15 protein-coding genes and 1 riboswitch are annotated in these 21031 nt (G+C 40.8%); of the genes, 12 read left to right on the forward strand and 3 right to left on the reverse strand.

Features of this window, described 5'->3' with window-relative positions:
- Positions 1-142: 142 nt before the first annotated feature.
- Positions 143-1201: a polysaccharide deacetylase family protein gene (locus tag FC85_RS08515; RefSeq protein ID WP_057865106.1), complete on the reverse strand. Its 1059-nt coding sequence runs from the start codon at positions 1199-1201 to the stop codon at positions 143-145.
- 573 nt (positions 1202-1774) lie between these two features.
- Between FC85_RS08515 and FC85_RS08520 the strand changes: the two genes are divergently transcribed.
- The 9 genes from FC85_RS08520 (at position 1775) to thiW (ending at position 11222) form a co-directional block, all read left to right on the forward strand.
- Positions 1775-3412 carry a peptide ABC transporter substrate-binding protein gene (locus tag FC85_RS08520; protein WP_057865107.1) on the forward strand — a complete coding sequence of 546 codons (1638 nt, stop codon included), beginning with the start codon at positions 1775-1777 and terminating at the stop codon, positions 3410-3412.
- A gap of 181 nt (positions 3413-3593) precedes the next feature.
- Positions 3594-4850, forward strand: coding sequence for a metal-dependent hydrolase family protein (locus FC85_RS08525; protein ID WP_057865108.1), 1257 nt, complete (start codon positions 3594-3596; stop codon positions 4848-4850).
- A gap of 467 nt (positions 4851-5317) precedes the next feature.
- Complete coding sequence (locus FC85_RS08530) at positions 5318-5641, forward strand: chorismate mutase (protein ID WP_057865109.1); 324 nt, start codon at positions 5318-5320, stop codon at positions 5639-5641.
- Positions 5642-5670: 29 nt separating this feature from the next.
- Positions 5671-6837: a chorismate synthase gene (gene aroC / locus FC85_RS08535; RefSeq protein WP_057865110.1), complete on the forward strand. Its 1167-nt coding sequence runs from the start codon at positions 5671-5673 to the stop codon at positions 6835-6837.
- An 11-nt stretch (positions 6838-6848) separates the two neighbouring features.
- The gene (gene aroA, locus FC85_RS08540; protein WP_057865111.1) at positions 6849-8156 is read left to right on the forward strand and encodes a 3-phosphoshikimate 1-carboxyvinyltransferase; all 1308 of its coding nucleotides are present in this window, start codon (positions 6849-6851) and stop codon (positions 8154-8156) included.
- A gap of 1 nt (position 8157) precedes the next feature.
- Positions 8158-9009, forward strand: a complete 852-nt coding sequence (locus FC85_RS08545) for a prephenate dehydrogenase (protein WP_057865112.1) — start codon at positions 8158-8160, stop codon at positions 9007-9009.
- A gap of 11 nt (positions 9010-9020) precedes the next feature.
- Entirely contained in the window at positions 9021-9548 is a 528-nt protein-coding gene (locus FC85_RS08550; RefSeq protein WP_057865113.1) for a shikimate kinase, read from the forward strand.
- 4 nt (positions 9549-9552) lie between these two features.
- Positions 9553-10440, forward strand: a complete 888-nt coding sequence (gene aroE, locus FC85_RS08555) for a shikimate dehydrogenase (RefSeq protein WP_057865114.1) — start codon at positions 9553-9555, stop codon at positions 10438-10440.
- Positions 10441-10564: 124 nt separating this feature from the next.
- A riboswitch (TPP riboswitch) is annotated at positions 10565-10664 on the forward strand.
- A 42-nt stretch (positions 10665-10706) separates the two neighbouring features.
- Positions 10707-11222, forward strand: coding sequence for an energy coupling factor transporter S component ThiW (thiW, locus tag FC85_RS08560; protein WP_057865115.1), 516 nt, complete (start codon positions 10707-10709; stop codon positions 11220-11222).
- 262 nt (positions 11223-11484) lie between these two features.
- Here thiW and FC85_RS08565 read toward each other — a convergent pair whose 3' ends face one another.
- On the reverse strand, positions 11485-12507 hold the full coding sequence (locus FC85_RS08565; RefSeq protein WP_057865116.1) for a LacI family DNA-binding transcriptional regulator: 1023 nt from the start codon (positions 12505-12507) through the stop codon (positions 11485-11487).
- 331 nt (positions 12508-12838) lie between these two features.
- Between FC85_RS08565 and FC85_RS08570 the strand changes: the two genes are divergently transcribed.
- The 3 genes from FC85_RS08570 to FC85_RS08580 all read left to right on the forward strand — a co-directional run bounded on the left by FC85_RS08570 (position 12839) and on the right by FC85_RS08580 (position 18907).
- A complete protein-coding gene (locus FC85_RS08570; RefSeq protein WP_057865117.1) occupies positions 12839-14806 on the forward strand; it encodes a sugar MFS transporter in 1968 nt (655 codons plus the stop codon).
- 31 nt (positions 14807-14837) lie between these two features.
- Positions 14838-17063, forward strand: coding sequence for an alpha-galactosidase (locus FC85_RS08575; RefSeq protein ID WP_057865118.1), 2226 nt, complete (start codon positions 14838-14840; stop codon positions 17061-17063).
- 338 nt (positions 17064-17401) lie between these two features.
- Positions 17402-18907 (forward strand): MFS transporter, encoded by a 1506-nt coding sequence (locus FC85_RS08580; protein ID WP_186825083.1) that lies wholly within the window; start codon positions 17402-17404, stop codon positions 18905-18907.
- Positions 18908-19098: 191 nt separating this feature from the next.
- On the opposite strand, the gene FC85_RS08585 is transcribed toward FC85_RS08580, so the two are convergent.
- Positions 19099-20952, reverse strand: coding sequence for a hypothetical protein (locus FC85_RS08585; protein ID WP_057865119.1), 1854 nt, complete (start codon positions 20950-20952; stop codon positions 19099-19101).
- Between the last annotated feature and the right edge of the window lie 79 nt (positions 20953-21031).

Below are 21031 nucleotides of genomic sequence, written 5' to 3' on the forward strand. Positions count from 1 at the left end.
ATGTAACCGAATTATCTAAATATTCAAGTTCAGAATATTCGGATAATTCAATTACACTCTGGAAGTTAAACGCCTTTTGTCCCGCTCTGTTTTAATCTGGAAGTTCGTGCTTAATTGTTTACCAGGTGATTTTAGTTAGCATCTAAAAGCCTCTAAAATCATTTCTGCCAAAATATTGGAAACCGGAAAGTAGTGGTTTCTGGTTTAATGTTGGCAGGGAGACAAATGTGTAACCACGTTTTTTCAACGTTCGAATAATTGTTGGAACAGCGGCAATGGAGGTTGGGTGGATATCATGCATCAAAATAATAGAACCATTCCGAGTTGTGGATAATACATGGCTTTCGGTTTTCTTGGCATTCAAATATGACCAATCACGTGAATCAACAGACCACTGGATAATCGGACGATCGAATAAGTTGGCAACTCTCGAATTAATTGCGCCATATGGTGGCCGAATATAAGCGGGGATAGTGCCTGTTGCCTTATAAACTGCTGCATCCGTTAACGCAATTTGGCGTTGTGCTTTCGCAGTTGTTAAGGTTGTTAGTTGTGGGTGATTCCATGAATGGTTACCGATTTGGTTTCCATATTTAAGAACATCACGACTAATGCTTGGATATTTGATAACACTGCTGCCAACTTCAAAAAATGTCGCATGAACATTGTAGCGCTTAAGAATCTTAAGCAATTTTGGCGTTAATGTTGGGTCAGGTCCGTCGTCGAAAGTAAGTGAAACAACTTTTCGATTAGTTGTTTTCGGTTTAACATAGTCATATTTTTTAGGCATATAACGGTTTAAGATAATGCCGGTTAACTTGCTTAGTGGAATGGCTACATCTTTAACGTTATATGCGTTTTTTGTCAGATGAATGGTTAAATACGCTTGACTTAAAGTGAAGTTTTTGGCTGTTAATCGTTTAGGTAAGGGTAAATTGATTAACTGTTGAACTTGTTTACCCGTAAGCTTGTTAGATTCGGCGAGTTGACTGCGGGTTAATTGACGGATTGTCCCAAGGCGGTGCAAATTATGATTTGTGATATCCCCATAGGTTAGCCGTTTAGCCGCTTTCTTGGTTGCTTTAGTGACAGTAGGTGTTGATGAATCAGCTGCTGAGACTTGATAATTAGTGCGAGTGGAAAAAGCTAAGAATGATAAAATCGCTATTCCTGCGATGATGAAAGATTTCTTTCGATTCATTTTGATGCCCCCAATACAAAAGTTTATGGTTAAGATGTCATTTACATTTTCACATTCTCACATAAACGTGTCAATGAAATGACAATTGATCAAATTATTCTGCTGAACTTAAGTAAATCATGAGAGCTCGTTAAATCACGGCTTCTAAGATCCTAATTTTTAATTTGAGAGGCTGTTTGAATAAATTATAATAAAGTTGGTGTTGACAAATGGCTATATTCGATTTAATGTACTTAACATTAGATATTGATGAGATTGTACTGAGAGAAATCGAAGAGTCAACATTAAGAGGTTTCAAGAGAGTGTTGCTATCTGCGAAGACACAACGTCTTAATGTCGAAAGTCGATTTTGAGTACAGTAATTCGTAAAGAGTTACTAGGGTGCGCCCATTATAGCGCCAACGTTATACCGAGTCGACCGGTCGTACGTGAGAGATGGAATTTTAGATTTCATAACTAAGGTGGTACCGCGCAAAAGCGTCCTTTTGGAAGTTTATCTTCTGATTGGGCGCTTTTTGTATTTCCTGGCCAGAAAAGCCCAAATCAATTCAAAAATAAAAGGGAGGAATTGCGATGTTTAAGGAGAACCGATTGGCAGTTATTATTACGTTTGTTACTGGGGTTATGGCTGTCTTATTATTAAGTGGTTTTACATCAACTGCTGTTAATGGTGGCGCCGGTATTAGTAAGACCTTAAAGATAACAATTCCGGGTGAGCCAATGACGGTCGATCCAACTAAGTCCATTGAAACTAATGGCGGTGCGGTTATTGATCAAATTAGTGAGGGAATTTATCGGCGAAATGCAAATAATAAAATTGCTGCCGGTGTTGTAGAGCGACTGGTTAGACCAACTGATAACGGGACTAAATATACATTTACGATTCGTCAAAATGCAAAGTGGCAGACTGGTCAGCCAATTACTTCCCGGGACTTCGTGAATGCCATTGAACGACAAGCAAATCCGAAAACCAAGTCACAACAAACCACTTCAATTTCATACCTAAAGAATTTTCAAGCTGTAAATAGTGGTAAAGTGTCACCAAATAAACTGGGAATCCACGCGATTAATAAGCGAACATTTTATATTAAGCTAACCAAACCAGTACCGTTTATGAACTATGAGTTCACTAATTTTTATCCACTTAATACAGAAGCTGTAAAAAAATATGGTGGTCAATATGGTTCAACCGGTGATAAAACGGTTGCCAATGGCGCCTATGTTTTGAAAGGATGGAACGGCACCAATGATTCTTGGCATTACGAAAAAAATCAACATTACTGGGATGCCAAAAATGTTAAAATCCCTCAAATTGATGTTGCTGTTATTAAAGACGATAACACTGCTCAAAACATGTTTACTTCAGGTCAGATTGATCTAACGACTTTAACTGGTCAATATGTGAAGGCTAATCAGAACAATAAAAATTTGGTTGTAACTGAAACCGGACGAAATAATTATATTTACTTTAATAATAAAAAGAAAGCAACAGCAAATGAAAACTTACGACATGCGATTAGTTTGGTTATTGATCGTCAGTCGCTGGCTAAAAACGTTTTGCAGGATGGGTCAATAGGAGCAACCAACATTGTTCCTAAGAACTATGCCAAAGATCCTAGCAACGGAAAAGACTTTACTTCTGAAGTTGGTAACCAGGCGCCGACGAATTCTACAAAAGCAAAAAGCTATTGGAAAAAAGCCCAAAAGGAAATTGGATCAAAAAAAGTGTCACTTGATTTTCTTGTTGACGACACAGATACAGAAAAGAAACTTGCTGAATATGTCCAAGGGGCTGTCTCAAAAAATTTAAAGGGCTTATCAATTAATATTGTTTCGGTACCGCACGCGACTCACGTTACTCGTGATTTTCAAACTGAATTTGATATTTGCACAGTCGGATGGGGACCGGATTATCCAGATGCTCAAAACTTCTTGGATGGCCTGCGCCATCGTAATGCGATCAATTTTTCACACTTTAGTGATCGGAAATATGATCGCTTGATGAATAAAGTCGATAACACTACCAAGTATGATGCCAAGCAACGGTGGAATTTTGAAAAACAAGCAGATAAACGGCTTATGAAAATTGCTGCAGTTGCCCCAACGTATCAAGCCTCACAGGCTCATTTAATTAATAGTAAACTAGGCGGTTTGAAATGGGATGCAATGTCAGGACAATCTGGTAAGCTGCAGTACGCTTACTGGAAATAATCTTCGGGAAATTCAATCGAGTTAATACTCATTGGCGGCAAAGCGACTTAACAAATTTTAAAATGATTTGCAAATATCTTTAAGGAGGTGGTTGCGGTGGCATATCAGTTAGCGGGTACAGATGATGCTCCGTCACAGTTAGTCAGTAGGCAAAGGGTTTATATTGAAAGGAAGATATATTATGACAAAAATCAATTATACGAATGTCGCAATTTACAACCATGAGGAACAAAGCTTTATCAATAACCAACACATAGTGGTAGATACTGATTCTGGTAAAATTGTTGAAGTTGGGAGCGGAAACTCAACGGGCAAAGTTTGCGATCAGGTTGTCGATATGAAAAATGAGTATGTCATGCCGGGAATCATGAATGCCCATACTCATATTACAAGTATTCCAACATACTGGTGGAATGATGGCAAGGAACAGCGCCATTCAGATTCACGTGAATTTAATACAATGTTTGCGATTCAAAATATGGCTGATGCAATCAATCACGGTATTACGTATATTCGTAATGTGGGGGCAGCGTTTGATATTGATATTGAAATTAAAAAGATGCAGCAACATGGCTGGATTAAGGGTCCTAAAGTAATGACCTCTGGTAAGGCATTTTCGATTACTGGTGGTCATGGATCTGCTGGCGGTTACGAAGTTGATGGTGTCGATGAGGTTCGTAAAGGCGTTCGCCAAGCAATGAAAAATGGTGTCGATAATATTAAAATGATGGTAACAGGCGGCGTTCTTAAAAACGGTGAGACACCGGATGATATTCAGTTCACCTCTGAGGAAGTTAGAGCAGCTGTCACGGAAGCTCATCATAAAGGAAAGACAATTGCTGCCCATGCACAAGGAAACGCTGGCGTTAAAGAAGCCGTTGAGGCAGGCTTTGACACAATTGAACATGCTTTTGATATTGATGATCAAACAATTACTATGATGAGAGCACACCATACTGTGATCGTTCCCACGATGAATGCGATGTACGCGATTTATAAGTATGGAAAAAATACGGTTCCGGATTGGGCGCGTGAAAAAGTTATTATTAATATTGAAAAACATTTTGCAAGTATTACAAAAGCCGTTCAGTCAGGCATTCCAATTGCAATGGGAACAGATGCCGGGACGCCTTATAATGGTTTCCGAAATGAGAGTGCATATGAGATGCAATTATACGTGGAAAAAGCTGGAATGACTCCGGCTCAGGCAATTGATTCAGCAACGATCAATTGTGCTCGTGCCATGCATATTGACGATGAATATGGCCAAATTGTGGCAGGAAACTATGCTGATTTCATCGCGATGACTGAGAATCCAATCGATGATATTTCAGTGATTCAACACGATAAGGATGTTTTCCAAAACGGGATTCGGGTTCATGCCCAAATAGTTAATCAAGAATCGAGCAACCCACAAAAGGTCAGTTCCGTGGGGTAATCTGCTTGTTCTTATTTATAGTAGAGGATGACATTAATCTATACTCGGATCACGTTATACGCCATTCAATTAGCTGATTGGTTTATTAAAATGAAATGAGTAACAGATTAGGGTTGACGGATAATTCCTAATGTGTTTTAATAATAACAACATTATGAGAGGGATTGATAAATATGACGAAGCTTACTCAACTTACAAATACTTATTATTTTGGCTATGCCTACTTTAGGTAGTGTCCGCAGCGATGCGGACGCACATTACGCGTTCGCGTCCAAGTGGAGCAAAGTCAAAGCTTTGTTGTTGCCCGCTAGACGCAATAGTCTGGCTGGGTCAATTACCAATTCTTTACGAGTTTAGTAAACCAGCTGGATTAAACATCTAGCTGGCTTTTTTTATACCAAATTAGTTAAGCCGTTTAAATGATAAGAATCCTTAACTAAATGGTCAATACTAGGAGGAATCGATTTATGAATAATAATCAGCGGAGTTCAGTTTGTGACCATAATGAAGAAATTCAATCAGCTCGTGAGCAAATTAACCAACTCGATCAGTCAATTGTTGAACTACTGGTTAAACGTTTTGAAACGTCTGCGCGAATTAGTCGAATTAAGCGAATGAGAAATTTACCGGTGCTGGATAGTGACCGGGAAGCACAGGTTCTTAAGCGAGTTGCCTCGTCAGATCCTGATCCGGACACGAGGGCGTATATTCAAGATGTTTATCGGGCAGTGATGGAAAATTCTCGGAAGTATCAACATCAACTAATGAATCATCATCAAAGTAAAAAATAATAGACTGAGCAGATTAAAGGAGAATAACGATGAATTACTTAACAGCAGGTGAATCCCATGGGCCACAACTAACAGGAATTATTGAAGGCATTCCTTCTGGCCTCCATTTGGATATTGATCACATTAATGAACAGTTAAAAAAGCGTCAAGGTGGTTACGGGCGAGGCAATCGACAAAAGATTGAACATGATCAGGTAACGGTGGTTGGTGGTGTTCGTCACGGAATCACGCTAGGCTCACCGATTGCCCTTGTGGTAAATAATCGGGATCATGCCCACTGGAATGAGATTATGAACCCGGTTAGCCCGGAGACTCCTGAAAATACGTTACGCAAGGTTGAAAGACCCAGACCGGGTCATGCGGATTTAGTTGGTGGTATGAAATACCGTCACGAGGATTTACGAAACGTTTTAGAAAGATCATCGGCAAGAGAAACTGCAATTCGAGTAGCGGTCGGTGCAGTTTGCAAGCAATTGTTAGCGCAATTGGGTATCGAAATTGTTGGTTATGTTTCTCAAATTGGTCAAATTGCTACTGAAGATCAACCTGAACTGGATGTTGACAGGATTGAATCTGAAATTGAACAAAATGATTTGCGGGTTGTTGATCAATCGAAGGTTACGGAGATCCATAACCTAATTGATCAAGTTAAACGGGATGGCGATACGCTCGGTGGCATCATTCGGGTGGTTGCAACCAATGTGCCAGCTGGGCTGGGTAGTTACATTAGTTGGGATACGAAGCTGGACGGTAAATTAGCAGCTGCTGTCATGGGGGTTAATGCTATGAAAGGTGTTGAAATTGGTGATGGATTTAAAGCCGCTACTAGTCTGGGCAGCCAGGTTATGGATGAAATTGACTGGGACAAACAAGCCGGCTTTACGCGAAACACTGACCATCTAGGTGGTTTTGAAGGCGGAATGACTAATGGCATGCCAATTATCATTAAAGCTGCAATGAAACCAATTCCCACGTTATATAAGCCACTTCAAAGTGTTGATATTCAAACTAAAGAGGTTAAAAAAGCCAGCGTTGAACGCTCAGACACAACTGCCATTGTTCCGGCTTCGATTGTGATTGAAAGTGTTGTGGCAATTGAGTTGGCAAAAGCAATCACTGATAAATTTGATGGTGATAATCTTCAGCGACTTCAGGAGCAACTGGCGGATTATCGAGAGGAATTAAAAAATTTTTAGGAGGTCGGCCAATGAAAAAATTACAAATTAAACCGGAAACTGGTTTGCATGGGACATTATCAATTCCAGGCGACAAGAGTATTTCTCATCGAGGCATCATGTTTGGGGCAATCAGTCAAGGAACAACGGTTCTCCACCACTTTTTAACGGCGGAAGATTGTTTATCAACGTTACAAGCTTTTCGAAGCCTTGGCGTTCCCATTGAGCGAAACGGTGAAACGGTGACCATTCAAGGCGTGGGACTTAATGGTTTAGAAAAGCCGACAGAAGCCTTGAATATGGGGAACTCCGGAACAACAACCCGATTAATAATGGGTTTATTGGCCGGTCAACAATTTACAACCCAGTTGACGGGAGATGCATCGTTATCTAAACGACCGATGAGACGTGTAAGTGATCCTTTAGCATCGATGGGCGCCAAAGTTCAGGTAACTGATGGTCATTTACCTGCGACAATTATTGGTCAACACTTGCATGCAACTGACTATCATTTAAAGGTTGCGAGTGCTCAAGTAAAGAGTGCTCTGATTTTGGCAGCCATTCAGGCAGACAAGTCTTCGATCTTGGTTGAAAAGTTACCAACTAGAAACCACACCGAAATTATGTTAAATGCGTTTGGGGCTGATATTGAGACCGCAATAGATGATGTGACAATTACGATTCATCCCAGACCGGAATTACATGGAATTGAAATGACAGTTCCCGGAGATATGTCATCGGCAGCATTTTTTCTAGCGGCAGCAAGTTTAGTTCCGGATTCTCAAGTAAAGTTGTTAAATGTTGGGATGAACGAAACCCGAACAGGCTTATTGTCAATTTTGAAACGGATGGGTGGCAATGTTAAATTGTCTAATCAGCATATTGATTGTGAACCAACGGCCGATTTAACCGTTACTTCGGCTGAGTTAAAAGCTGTTGAAGTTGGCGCCGATGAAATTCCAGATGTCATTGATGAATTACCATTGGTGGCACTTTTAGCAGCTAAAGCGAATGGAATCAGCAAGATTACTGGAGCCGGTGAGTTACGCGTTAAGGAGACTGATCGGATTGCCGCAATTGTGACGGAATTTAGCAAGCTGGGCATTGCAATTACTGAGTTGCCTGATGGTTTCATTATTGATGGCACCAAGCCTTGGCAAGTTAAGGATCCTCATCTAAGTAGCCATGGGGATCATCGCATTGGCATGGTGATGGCGATTGCTGCGTTGTTGATTTCACAGCCTTTGACACTCGATGGTGCTGACAGTATTAATATTTCCTACCCAGAATTCTTTGATGATTTAAATAGGATGGTGCCACAAGCAAAAGAGGTGGATTAGTATGACAACCGTTTTAATCAGTGGTTTGGGATTAATTGGAAGTTCGATTGCCAGAGTGATTCATCGGCAAAATCCTGCTAATGAAATGATTGGTGTTGATCCCGATGATGATTCATCCCAGTTTATGTTGCAACAGCACATTATTAATCGAATTGATACATTTAATCATGCGGCCCAGAAAGCTGATGTGATTATTCTGGCTGGACCGGTTTCCGTTATTATTAGTCAAATTGAAGAGTTGGCTAATATCAAATTAAAGCCTAATGTGTTGATCACTGATACTGGTAGTACTAAGGCCAGTGTAATGAAAGCGGCACAGTCATTGATTAAAAAGGGAGTTGGCTTTCTAGGTGGCCATCCCATGGCGGGGTCACATTTAACGGGTAGCCGGTCGGGAAGCCTGAGATTATTAACCCAGTCAACTTATTTTTTAGTGAATGGTTCGCAAACCCAGCGACAACTTGATCAGTTTAAAGCCTTAATGAAGCCAGCGAAAATTAATTGGACATTAATCGGCGCTAAAGATCACGATCAATTAGTTAGCGAACTAAGTCATGTTCCCCATGTTGTAGCAACAACATTAGTGAACGCAGCTGCGGCACAATTGCAGGATAACCCAACTGGCCTTTCTGCGGCGGCTGGTGGGTTTAAAGATACTACTCGGATTGCCGCTGCCGATCCAACTATGTGGACGGCAATCATGTTAAACAACGCTGATGCAATCGATGAGGGGATTGAGGCTTTTAAAACTCAGTTAACGAAACTGCAGACAGCAATTCATAATCAAGACGAACAGACAATTCTAAGGACGTTTCAGCAGGCACAGGCGATTCGAGAGTCGCTTGATAAGTAAGGAGAATGCTTATGAAAGCTATACTTGTAGGATTTATGGGAAGCGGAAAAACGACGGTTGGCAATTTGTTAGCGCAGCGGTTGGGAATGCCATATCATGATCTGGATGATATTATTATTCAACGAGCGGGTAAGTCGATTCAGCAAATCTTTGATGATAACGGTGAAGCTGCCTTTCGACAGTTAGAGCATGAAGCTTTAGTAGATTCAATGGCAGACAATGGTATTTTAGGGACGGGTGGTGGCACCCCAATTCAGTTAACGAACTTTGAAATTTTACGTCAAAGTCAGATCCCGGTGGTCCTGTTGGATGTGCTGCCACAAACCATTATGGATCGACTAAAAGATGATACACAACGACCGCTAGCTCGCGAACTTGGATTAACTGGTTTGGTTGATTTAAAGGGACAACGGGATGATAAGTATGAGGCTGTGAGCGATTTTCGGATTGCCACTGATCGGTTAACACCACTTGAAGTCGTTGATGAAATTACCAAAAAAACTATTTGTGAACCAGCAGAATGTGATCTAAGGAGATGAGAAAATGATTGATGGACATACCAAATTATTTGGCTTCTTGGCACACCCTGCTGCTCACAGCTTATCGCCATTGATTCATAACACTAGTTTTAAGGTTACCGGCATTAACGGGACCTATTTGGCGTTTGATGTCACTTCAGACGGCCTTGAGAATACCATCACGGCGTTACGGTCCATGCATATTGGTGGGGTAAACTTATCGATGCCGTTAAAAACAGAGGTTATCCCATTATTAGATGAAATGACGCCACGTGCTAAGCGATTGCAAGCTGTTAATACGATTGTCAATCAAAACGGTAAGCTGATTGGTGACACAACGGATGGGCAAGGGTTTGTGGATGCATTAGCCCAGCAGGGGATCAGTGTTGCGGGGAAACAACTAACAGTACTTGGTGCTGGTGGTGCCGGCAGATCGATTATAGCGGCACTAATTGACGCGGGAGCAAGACAAATTAACGTGTTTAAGCGGCAAAATGAGACTTTTGAAAAACGCAAACAGCAGCCTGAATCTTGGTCAGATGTAGTTTCCGTTATCCCTTATGAGAATTTGGAAAAGATGGCAGCATCAATTGAGGCTAGTCAAATTATTGTTAATACGACGAATGTGGGGATGAGTCATGATCATGCATTACCAATTTTACAAACGATGATTGATTTATTGAATTCTCAGCAGATCGTGGTTGATGTCATCTATTTTCCATTGACAACGCCCTTTCTTGAGGCGGCAAAGAAACAGGGCTGCCAGACTTTTAACGGCGTTGGCATGTTGGTTCATCAAGCGGCCGGGTCGTTCTTAGAGTGGACGGGTAAGCAAATGCCGGTTAAAGAAGTTATTGCGGCTGTTAGACAAGAAGTCATGCGTCGTCAGGACGTTGTGAAATCTGTTGTATAATGAGCAGTTCCGAACCGTAAGCATGAACTTAATCATTTAAGATTGGCAGACATGGTCGGATTATCATGGATTCAAGTCTTGGATTAAGTAAATGTGGTATAGTAAATGAGAACTGAATATGATTTGATAACATTAGGGGAGCCATGTGGCTGAGACGTGAATTTCACGGACCCTTGAACCTGATCTGGTTAACGCCAGCGTAGGAAAAATGTATCAGCTAAAAGTGCCCTCCCTTTGTTATCAAAACAAGTGGAGGGCTTTTGAGTATGAAAAAATCGGTTACATATAAGATGATTTTAACAGCAATTTTAGCTGCGATTGGTGTTGTCGGCGGTAGTTTATTTGAATTTCCAGTACTGGGTGCACGAGTCGCCCCGATGCAACATTTGATTAATTTGATTTCGGGGGTTCTGGTTGGCCCTTGGTGGGCAGTCACTCAAGCATTTATTACATCGTTAATTCGCAATGTTCTGGGAACCGGAACGGTTTTGGCGTTTCCAGGTAGTATGATTGGGGCGTTTTGCGTGGGCTGGCTGTTTCAAAAAACGCAAAGTCTCATTGTGGCAGCCATGGGTGAATTAATTGGGACCGGTGTAATTGGCGCAATTGTAGCTTATCCATTGGCAGCCTGGTTAATGGGCACTACCGGCGCCGTTTTTCTGTTCATCCCAAGTTTCTTCCTGAGTGCGCTGGTTGGTGTCATTGTTGGTTATCTCATTTTGAAGAGTATTTGGAACCGAGTGATTGTCCCACAGCAAAAGAAGCTGGGAATGAAAAAGTAGTTAGGATGGTTTAACTGAACCAAGTGCCCCACAGGAACTCTGATAGACCAATAATTATCTTGGTATCAATTAACAGTGTGGCAGAGGAGTTAACTTTCAATGTAATCGGGTTGGCATAGTGGGATAATTCGAATACGCGGCACGAAGTTGCCTTTCGTCTCATGTTTCCGGTCGAGAATAATCGTGATTACGCAAAAAGAGACTGGGAAAAATAATTATTGCCCGTCTCCAATTGACGTGGTTTTCGTTTCGGTTTCTGATCTTATTGTGGTAAAAATGTCTCACGGTATTTAAAGCTACCGGGAATAATCGTTCGGACTGACCAATTTCGCTTTGTTTTTGCAAACATCTCGGCCTGTAACAGTGCCGTATAACCAAGCTCACTTTTTGGTAACCAGATACTTGTTAGCGAAGGCGTGAGGTAAGAAGTAAATTCCAAATCATCGAAACTGATTAAAGCAATGTCTTTGCCGGCAATCAGATGGTTTTGACTCATTGCTTTCATTGCACCGATTGCTAGTGGGTCTGAAGCAACCAAAATGGCACGGAGTTTGTTGCCGTATTCAGTAATTAATTCCGTCGTGGCTTGCATGGCATCTTTGGTGGTCCAATCGATTTCTTTGAACGCAGTTTGACGGTGATGGGTTTGGACCCAGTTTTCGTAGGCCATTGTCCGGACATCGGCAATTCCTTTGCTCAAACTACCATCTAAACTCATTTCTTTTCGATTGCCACCAATGAAAGCAATTAGTTCGTCATCGTTGGCTACTGTACTTAACTGGTTTAATGCAGTTGTTGTTAGCTCAGCGAGATTACTATCGACTGCATCAACAAGGTTATGATAGTGGGTGCCGGCATCTACTAAAATAATGTGTTGATTATACTTTTTTAATGATTTGACAGCTGATTCACTGACAGTGCCGGTGATAATAATGGCATCGTAATTTGCTAAATCCTGAGGGTGCAATCCAGCCTGCATTCGAATAATCTTTGAAATATTAATTTCCTCAGTCCGAGCTGCTTCATAAATACCATGTCTGACAAATCGCCAATATTCGTCCCTGGTTTCTTCTTCCAGGGTAAGAGTCGTAATTACGGCAAAATTTAGCGTGTCTTTTGACTGCTTTGCTCGATCAGAGTAGTGATAGCCGAGCTGATCAGCAATTTGTTTAACTCTATTTCGAGTTTCGTTGGCGACAAATTCACGTTTATCCGGATTTAATGCTCTTGAGACTGTTCCAGGTGATACGTTGGCTAATTTTGAAATTTCTTTGATCGTTGCCAAGGTGGCGTTTCCTCCAATAAAATTAGATGATCGGTTGTTAAATAGATATCTGAGTTGAATATTTAATAAAAAGGTGTTTATGTGTTTAAATCATGCTTTTGCATTCTCAATAACCTTTAGACTAGCATATTTTGAAGGGAAGCGACAAATTAATTCACAATCTCAGGACTGTTTAAGTGCAAAGTCATTAAAAGTCTTCTAAAATTAAATTGAATGTTTAGTGAAAATTTTAGTGTTTTTAATAAAATTATTGACATTTTCGCTGTAAACGTTTACATTCATGGTAGCAATTATTTTATCTATTTTTTTATAACCGTTAGGAGGGTTATATATGGCAGAAAAGTCGCATAAGTTGGTTTCAAGGCTATCGTACTCATTCGGTGCCTTTGGCCATGATATGTTTTACGCTACGTTATCAACGTACTTTATTATGTTTGTTACCTCACATCTGTTTAGTAAAGATAGTGGTGGTCAAAGTGCGAAGATGATTGCTTATATTGGTGTCATGATTATGGTGCTTCGGTTTGTTGAGTTAGCGATTGATCCCTTTATCGGAAATACAATCGATAACACCAACACAAAATGGGGGCATTTTAAACCTTGGATTATTGCAGGTGGAACTGTTGGGTCAATTACGTTGACCATTCTATTCACCGATATGGGTGGTTTAAATGTTTCCAGTCCATGGTTATACTTGGTTATTTTCATGCTGCTATATATCACAATGGATATTTTCTATTCATTTAAGGACGTTGGTTTCTGGTCAATGATTCCTGCAATTTCGTTTTCATCAAAAGAACGTGAAAAAACCGCTGCCTATGCCCGGGTTGGTTCTAACATTGGTGCCAACATTGTTGGGGTTATCGTTATGCCACTGGTTGTTTTCTTCTCCGTTAATACAAATAACGGCCAAGGTGATAACCGTGGATGGTTAGGATTTGCAGCAGTTATTGCTTTAATCTCTTGGGTATCGGCAATTATTGTTGGTATGGGAACTAAAGAAGTTGATTCTGATTTACGGAAAAATGTTGAAAAAACGACCTTTAAAGATGTTTTAAAAGTTTTGGCTCGGAATGATCAGTTAATGTGGCTTTCGTTAATGTATGCGCTTTATACTGCCGGCATGCAATTAACTAATGCGTTGGAGCTTTATTACTTCACGTATATTCTTGGTAAGCCAGGCGAATTTAGTATTTTAGCTGGAATTAATACAGTCATTGGTGTTATTACTGTGCTGCTTTTCCCACCAATGGCACAAAAGTTCAGTCGTCGAAAAGTCTTCTTCGCTGCAATTGCAATTATGATCGTTGCGCTATTCGTCTTCCTAATTGCTGGGCAATCATTGCCACTTGTTCTTTTGGCAGCGGCTTTGTTCTATATTCCGCAACCACTTGTTTTCTTGGTTGTTTTGATGATTTTAAGTGACTCGGTTGAATATGGACAGTTGAAGTTTGGTCATCGTGATGAATCGCTAACACTTTCGGTTCGACCGCTACTTGATAAATTTGGTGGTGCACTTTCAAATGGTGTCGTTATTGTCACGGCTGCCTGGGCTGGGATGACGTCTGGAAAAACTGCCAGTGATATTTCAACAAGTGGTCAGTTTATCTTTAAGGGCATGATGTTCGGTGTTCCAGCCATCCTTATCTTATTGGGGACATTTGTGTTCTATAAGAAAGTGACATTGGATGAAAAAGAACACGCACGGATTGTTAATGAGTTGGAAAAAACATGGCATAAGCGTCTTGATACAGAAGGTAAAGAATCTATGCAGGACATTGAGAAAGAAGTTGCTCAAGCAACAACAACTTTCCAATCACCAATTACCGGAACAATGGAGAATTTGGCAGATGTTTCTGATGAAAACTTTGCTTCTGGAAAAATGGGGAAAGGGTTTGCGATTAAGCCAACAGACGGCAAAGTCTTTGCACCGTTTGATGGGACCATTGAAGCAACCTTCCCAACTCGCCATGCAATTGGAATCAAGTCTGATGAAGGTATCTTAACACTCATTCATATTGGAATTGGTACCGTTAAAATGGATGGGACCGGGTTTGTTCAGTATGTTGAGCAAGGACAACACGTTAAACAAGGTGAAGAATTAATTGAATTCTGGCAGCCTGCCATTAAAAAAGCTAACTTAGATGATACTGTAATGGTGGTTGTTCCTAATTACAAAGACATCCAAGATTTCAATTATTTGAAAGACTCTGGTGACGTAACGCATGGGGATCAAATCTTGGATCTATCTAAGCCAACAAAACGGCCATTAGGAAACGAAAGTGATTCTAAAAAATAAGGCATTTAGAAACTAGAAAAGGATGGATAAAATGGCGATTCATATTAACGAACAGGATCAGTTATTTCACTTACAAACGGATCATACGAGTTATGTTTTTCAAGTGATGGAAAATGGCGAACTGGGTCAATTATATTATGGCAAGCGAATGCATGTCCGCTCGGCATATTCAAATTTAGCAACCCGTGAACAACATGATGCCACACCTGCTTGGAAACTTGATAAGCCTGATTTTCAACCAGAGTTACTAAAGCAGGAATATGCCAGCTTTGGTAAAGGTGATTTCCGTTACCCGGCTTTTCAAGTTGAACAGGAAAATGGGAGTCGGGTCACTGAATTTGTTTATGAGGGTTATCAACTAACCGACGGTAAGAAGCGATTGGATGATTTACCATCAACTTTTGATGACAATAATGATGATTCTCAGACGCTAACGATTCAATTAAGAGACCGGCTGCTTGATTTAAAATTAGAGCTAAATTACACCATTTTTCCACATCAAGATGTCATCGTTAGAAGTGCGACCTTTATTAATTCAGGATCAGAAGAAACGGTTCTTAATCGAGCATTAAGTGCGGAATTGGATCTTCCAGATCCAGATTACGATTTAATCCAATTCTCAGGGACTTGGGCAAGGGAACGTCATTTGATTCGCACACCACTACGCTCAGGTGTTCAGAGTATCAGCAGCTTGCGTGCCGCTTCCAGTGCGCAACAAAATCCCTTCTTTATGATTGCCCGGCCACAAACGACCGATGAGCATGGTGGGGTGTTTGGATTTAATCTGGTCTATTCCGGGAACTTTTTAGATCAGGTTGAAGTTGATCAATTTAATACCAGCCGCATTTTGGTTGGAATTAACCCAAGTGAATTTGCCTGGAAATTGGCACCTGGTGATACCTTCCAGACACCAGAAGCAATTATTAGTTATACAGACGAAGGTATGAATCAATTGAGCCAGCAGATGAGTGCCTGCTATATGAAGCATCTAGTCAGTCCCCGTTTTGCGACGCAAGAACGACCAATTCTGATTAATAATTGGGAAGCCACTTACTTTGATTTTGATGAAGATAAAATATTTAAAATTGCGAAAAAAGCTAAGACCCTTGGAATTGAAATGTTTGTTCTTGACGATGGTTGGTTTGGCCATCGGGATGATGACACAACCTCATTGGGAGATTGGTTCATTGACAAAAAGAAATTGCCGAGTGGCTTAGGAAACCTCGTCGAAAAAATTCACAAACTTGGACTTAAATTTGGTTTGTGGTTTGAACCGGAAATGATCTCGATGGATAGTGAGTTATATCAGAATCATCCAGACTGGTTAATTAAAGCACCTGGTCGACAGGTCACGCCTGGTAGAAATCAGTTCGTTCTTGACATGACACGATCCGACGTCATTGATTATCTTGTTGACGTGATGAGTCGAATTATTAAAGAGAGTCGACTTGACTACATTAAATGGGATATGAACCGCAACATCACCGAGATGTTTGGGAATCAATTGGCGCCAGATCAGCAATTGGAGTTTGCTCACCGTTACATTCTAGGTGTCTATCAGTTATATGCCAGATTGACCAAAGCCTATCCAGATGTTTTATTTGAATCTTGTGCGTCCGGTGGTGGTCGGTTTGACCTTGGCATGATGTATTATGCGCCTCAGGCTTGGACCAGTGACGATACGGATGCTGTGGAAAGAATGAAGATTCAGTTTGGCACGTCCTATGGTTATCCCCAATCAATGATGGGGGCTCATGTGTCAGCAGTTCCTAATGATCAAACTGGTCGGATTACACCGTTACAAACCCGGGCAGATGTCGCTTATTTCGGCGACCTTGGCTATGAATTAGATGTCACCAAAATGTCTGCAGAAGAGCAGGCGCAGGTTCAACAACAAACGACATTTTATAAACAACATCGGCGTCTTTTCCAATTCGGAAAATTTTATCGGATTGAAAGTCCGTTTGAAAATGATGGTAATGTTATTAGTTGGGAAGTCGTGAGCGAGGATAAATCGCACGCAATTGGTTGTCGTTATCAGATTTTAAATCAGCCTAATCCGTCATACTTACGTTTGTACTTTAAAGGGCTGGATCCTGATCGAAAGTATACGATCAATGGTGGTTCGGAAGTATTTTATGGAGACGAATTGATGAATGCGGGATTATTCATTAACCGGTTACTTGGCCGAACAATGGGGGTTGATTCATCAGCCGACTTCAGTTCGCGATTGTTTTTGATCGATGCTGTTGAATAACGAAATTTTTTGTTAGATTAATCGTGAGTAAAATAAGTTATCTATTTCCATAATCGGGTATCTTAAGTCGTCATGATTCTTGACTAAAGAAACAGAGCTGAGACAAACATAAATTTGTCTTAGCTCTGTTTTTGTAGTTTATGACTGTTACTTGTTCGTAACGTGTGGCAGCCAGCAGCCCCCGGTCATATAAGCACCATCATCAGATACTCCAAAATCAGGAGTATCTGATGGTGGTGCTTATATTCTGGGGGCTGCTGGCTGCCACACTCTTTGTTAATTACACCAATAGTTGTAATATAGAAAGGTACCCTAATTTGAGGAAAGAAGAGAATACTTTGTCAAAACGCGATATCGTGATCGTTACTTTTGCCTTGCTGTTATCCAACGCAATGAGTGGGATCGACAATACGATCATTAATACTGCATTACCAGCAATTATTTCAGATTTACATGGGATTGAATTTATGGGGTGGATTGTTGCCGTCTTTCTTTTGGGAACAGCGGTTAGCACACCATTATGGAGTAAACTTGGGGAACATATTGGTAATAAACGAAGTTACCAACTCGCAGCAATGTTCTTTGTCATTGGTTCGTTGTTGGAAGGGATGTCATCAAATATTGTTTTCTTGATTATTTCAAGAACCATCGCCGGAATCGGAAATGGTGGCGTGGTTTCTCTGCCGTACATCATTTATGCAAGGATGTATGCGAATCCACGAAAACGGATGCAGGTGTTGGGATTTGTATCAGCTAGTTATAGTATGGCAACCATCATTGGGCCAATTGTGGGTGGGTACATCGTTGATACCTTTAGTTGGCATTGGGTATTTTATTTGAATGTTCCAATTGGTTTGGTTTCAGCAATTTTAGTTCAGATTTATTATCGGGTGGAAAAAGAAACTCGCAAAACCAGCGCTGTTGATTATCTTGGAGCCACGTTAATGACCCTTGGCTTGATCAGTCTACTTTCCGCAATTGAAATGATTGGAAATACCAAATTAATATTTATAGCTGCTGGGTTTGTGGTTTCAGCGATTCTATTAGGGCTGATGTTTCGTCACGAAGAACGGGTTGAGGATCCCATCATTCCAAGCCGGTTATTTAGAAATCGACCATTGATGATAGATTTTGCGCTATTTACATTAATTTGGGGTGCTTTTATCGGGTTTCTAATTTATAGTCCGATGTGGGCCCAGGGATTGCTGGGAACTTCTGCTTTAATTGGTGGTGCAACCCAGATTCCAAGCTCAATTACTGATTTTATTGGTTCTGGTTCAGTGGCACCCTTACGGAAATACTTTACACCTCAAAAAGTTGTCGCATTGGGAATTATTACGTTAACGATTTCCTTTGTATTGTTGGTTGTGATGGGGGTGAAAACTCCTTATTGGGTCTTGTTGCTTGCCGCAGCATTCGAAGGGTTTGGCAATGGTGCCTGTTTCAACGAGTTACAAGTAAAAGTCCAACAGGATGCAGAAATGAAAGATGTACCAATTGCCACGTCCTTTAGTTTTTTGATCCGCATGCTGAGTCAAACCTTCACGGCATCAATATTTGGGATTATCATGAATCATGCACTCAAGAATGGCGTAATTCAGTCTGGTGGCCGAATTACCATGCAAATGATGAATAAGCTGAGCGATGCGTCAAATATCGGGTCGTTACCTAAGCGATTAATTCCCCAAATGCGGATCATTCTACATAATGGGTTGCATAATATTATGATTTTAGCGTTAATTTTAATGTTAGTTGCCTTGGGAATAAACATCTGGGCTCAGCAGTTGGAAAAGCAAAAAATGTTAAGGTCCCAGCATGCTTCCGAAATTAAGGGGACCAATTAACAGATTAGTGATTCTTGAATAAATCGATGTGAAAACAGTCATAAAAAAGATTCCAGTCCATGAACTCGCTCAGTTTTGAGAGGTCATGGACTGGAATCTTTTTTATTGAGATAAAGTGGCAATGATCAGGCAAAATAGATTTGATAATTTTTCTTATCGGCTGGCGATTTTAATCTATAGGCCTAATCGTCTTATTTGCTTTGCTGAAGTGATTGATCCTTAAACGTTGATAATGAGACGTTTGCGGTTGCCAATCCGGTTTGACTGGCTGCCTCTGCTTTAAAGCTGACTTTATCACCTTCAGAAATGAATTGATAGATTGGCTTAAAGTTCTTGGCACTGGTGTCAAGCTTATAAACTTGATTGTTGTTCTTCATGATAAACAGTAGTTTGTTATCGCTGGTTCGAACAATTCGATAAATTGTGCCGGAAATTGTTTTACCGGTTGGCTGAGTAGGCGCAACGCCGGTTTTAGCTTCTAATCGTTGTTCGAAGATAGCGAGCGTACTCTGCGCATCGTCACCGATTGCATACGTACCACTTTGGTTATTTCCATCGGCTAACAGATAGACAAATTTCATAAATGAATTGTTGTCTCGATCCAACATCGAAACAACCCAGCTTGGTTCACCGTTAATCCGGTAAAGTAGCGGTAACGTTCCTTTGTAGTTTTGAGGGTTGATATCTTGTTGTGCATATGAAATTGCCCGTTCAGGTGTCATAACATTGCCATGTTCACGGTAATAGTGAAGGGTGTTGGTTCGCGCGTCAACGAAAGTATATCCTAAGATTGAGCTCTGATGCTCGTTCACACTGGTCATACCAGTAAAGTAGTAAACGCGTCCTTTGTAGGCATAAGGTGTTAAATGATCACCGCCCTCGGTTCCGGCAGTTGTTGGCTTCATAACGCCACTGTGACCACCAAAGCTGGTTGCGTTCCAGAAACCCTTTCGGTAACGGCCAAACAAGTTAACTTCTTGAGATACAAATTCGGGTGCAACTGCAATGTCCACAAACTTAGGAACATTATTTGGTGAGTAAACGTTGACTTTTCCTGTAATTGTATTTAAGACGGCAACTTTGTAATCACGATAATTATAATTACGGTTGATGTAGGAGATCGGCTTGGCTAATGTTCTGACATAATAAGGGGTTCCGTTGTCGTCAATTTCCAATTGTGAAGTTGAACCAACCATTGAATAACCTAGACTATGGGCACTGATTCGTCGATCAGCATCACGATTAAAGTAGGCACTTGGTGTATAACGCATTGGTTTGCTGACGAATTTTGGATCCGCGTTCTTATCTGTCGCGTTGGTTCTGAAGTATCCAGGAACCTTTTGATAATGGATGTAACGCCAGAAACCACCGGAAAATTCAACGGGTGCAACATAAACCATCTTTTTGCGATACATTTGAACCCGCATATGATTTAGATCGTAGACGTTTGAGTTTTTAAAGCTGTTCAGCGAGTTGTTCATATCCGTTGAAACAGTTTGTGGGGCGTTGACAACGGGCGTTTCAGCACTGTTCTTGATAACGGGCATTGGTGCATTTTTAGTGTCATCGTTCATGTCCGTCTTAATGGACTCAACGGCCGGCCGTGGGTTCATCTTGGTTACTAAACTAGAAACGCTTCCTAGAATAACGAAAACGACAATGGCTAAAATGAAAACCAAGGCAAGTTTTCCTAACCAGCCAAAGGCACCCGTTAATCGTTGAATACCTTGGCTGATAATGCCATCACCGGCTTCGGTTTGTGATGACCGTGCCGGGGTTGCGCTTGTTGAGTAAACGAACCGTTTTAAAACGGCAACTAAAATTAATCCGCCAATAAACCACATTAACCAACCATCAATTAGTGATGGATAAGCTAAATCCGGCAGATTGAAGTAAGTATTGATGTAACTGATGATAAATAGAACGACAATTGCCCCTGTCGCAAGTAGTCGTCCTCTGCGATCAGCGATAATTAAGAACCAGATATACGGGATGAGTAGACCTGATAGCTTAACCAGCGTGATCAACGCAAAATAACTAAGCATAAGATGTTCTCCCTTCAAATAAATACCAACGATTGATATATCAAGACCATTATACCGTAGCCATTAGCTAATACCTAAA

The organism is Lentilactobacillus diolivorans DSM 14421, assembly GCF_001434255.1.
Lineage (GTDB): Bacteria > Bacillota > Bacilli > Lactobacillales > Lactobacillaceae > Lentilactobacillus > Lentilactobacillus diolivorans.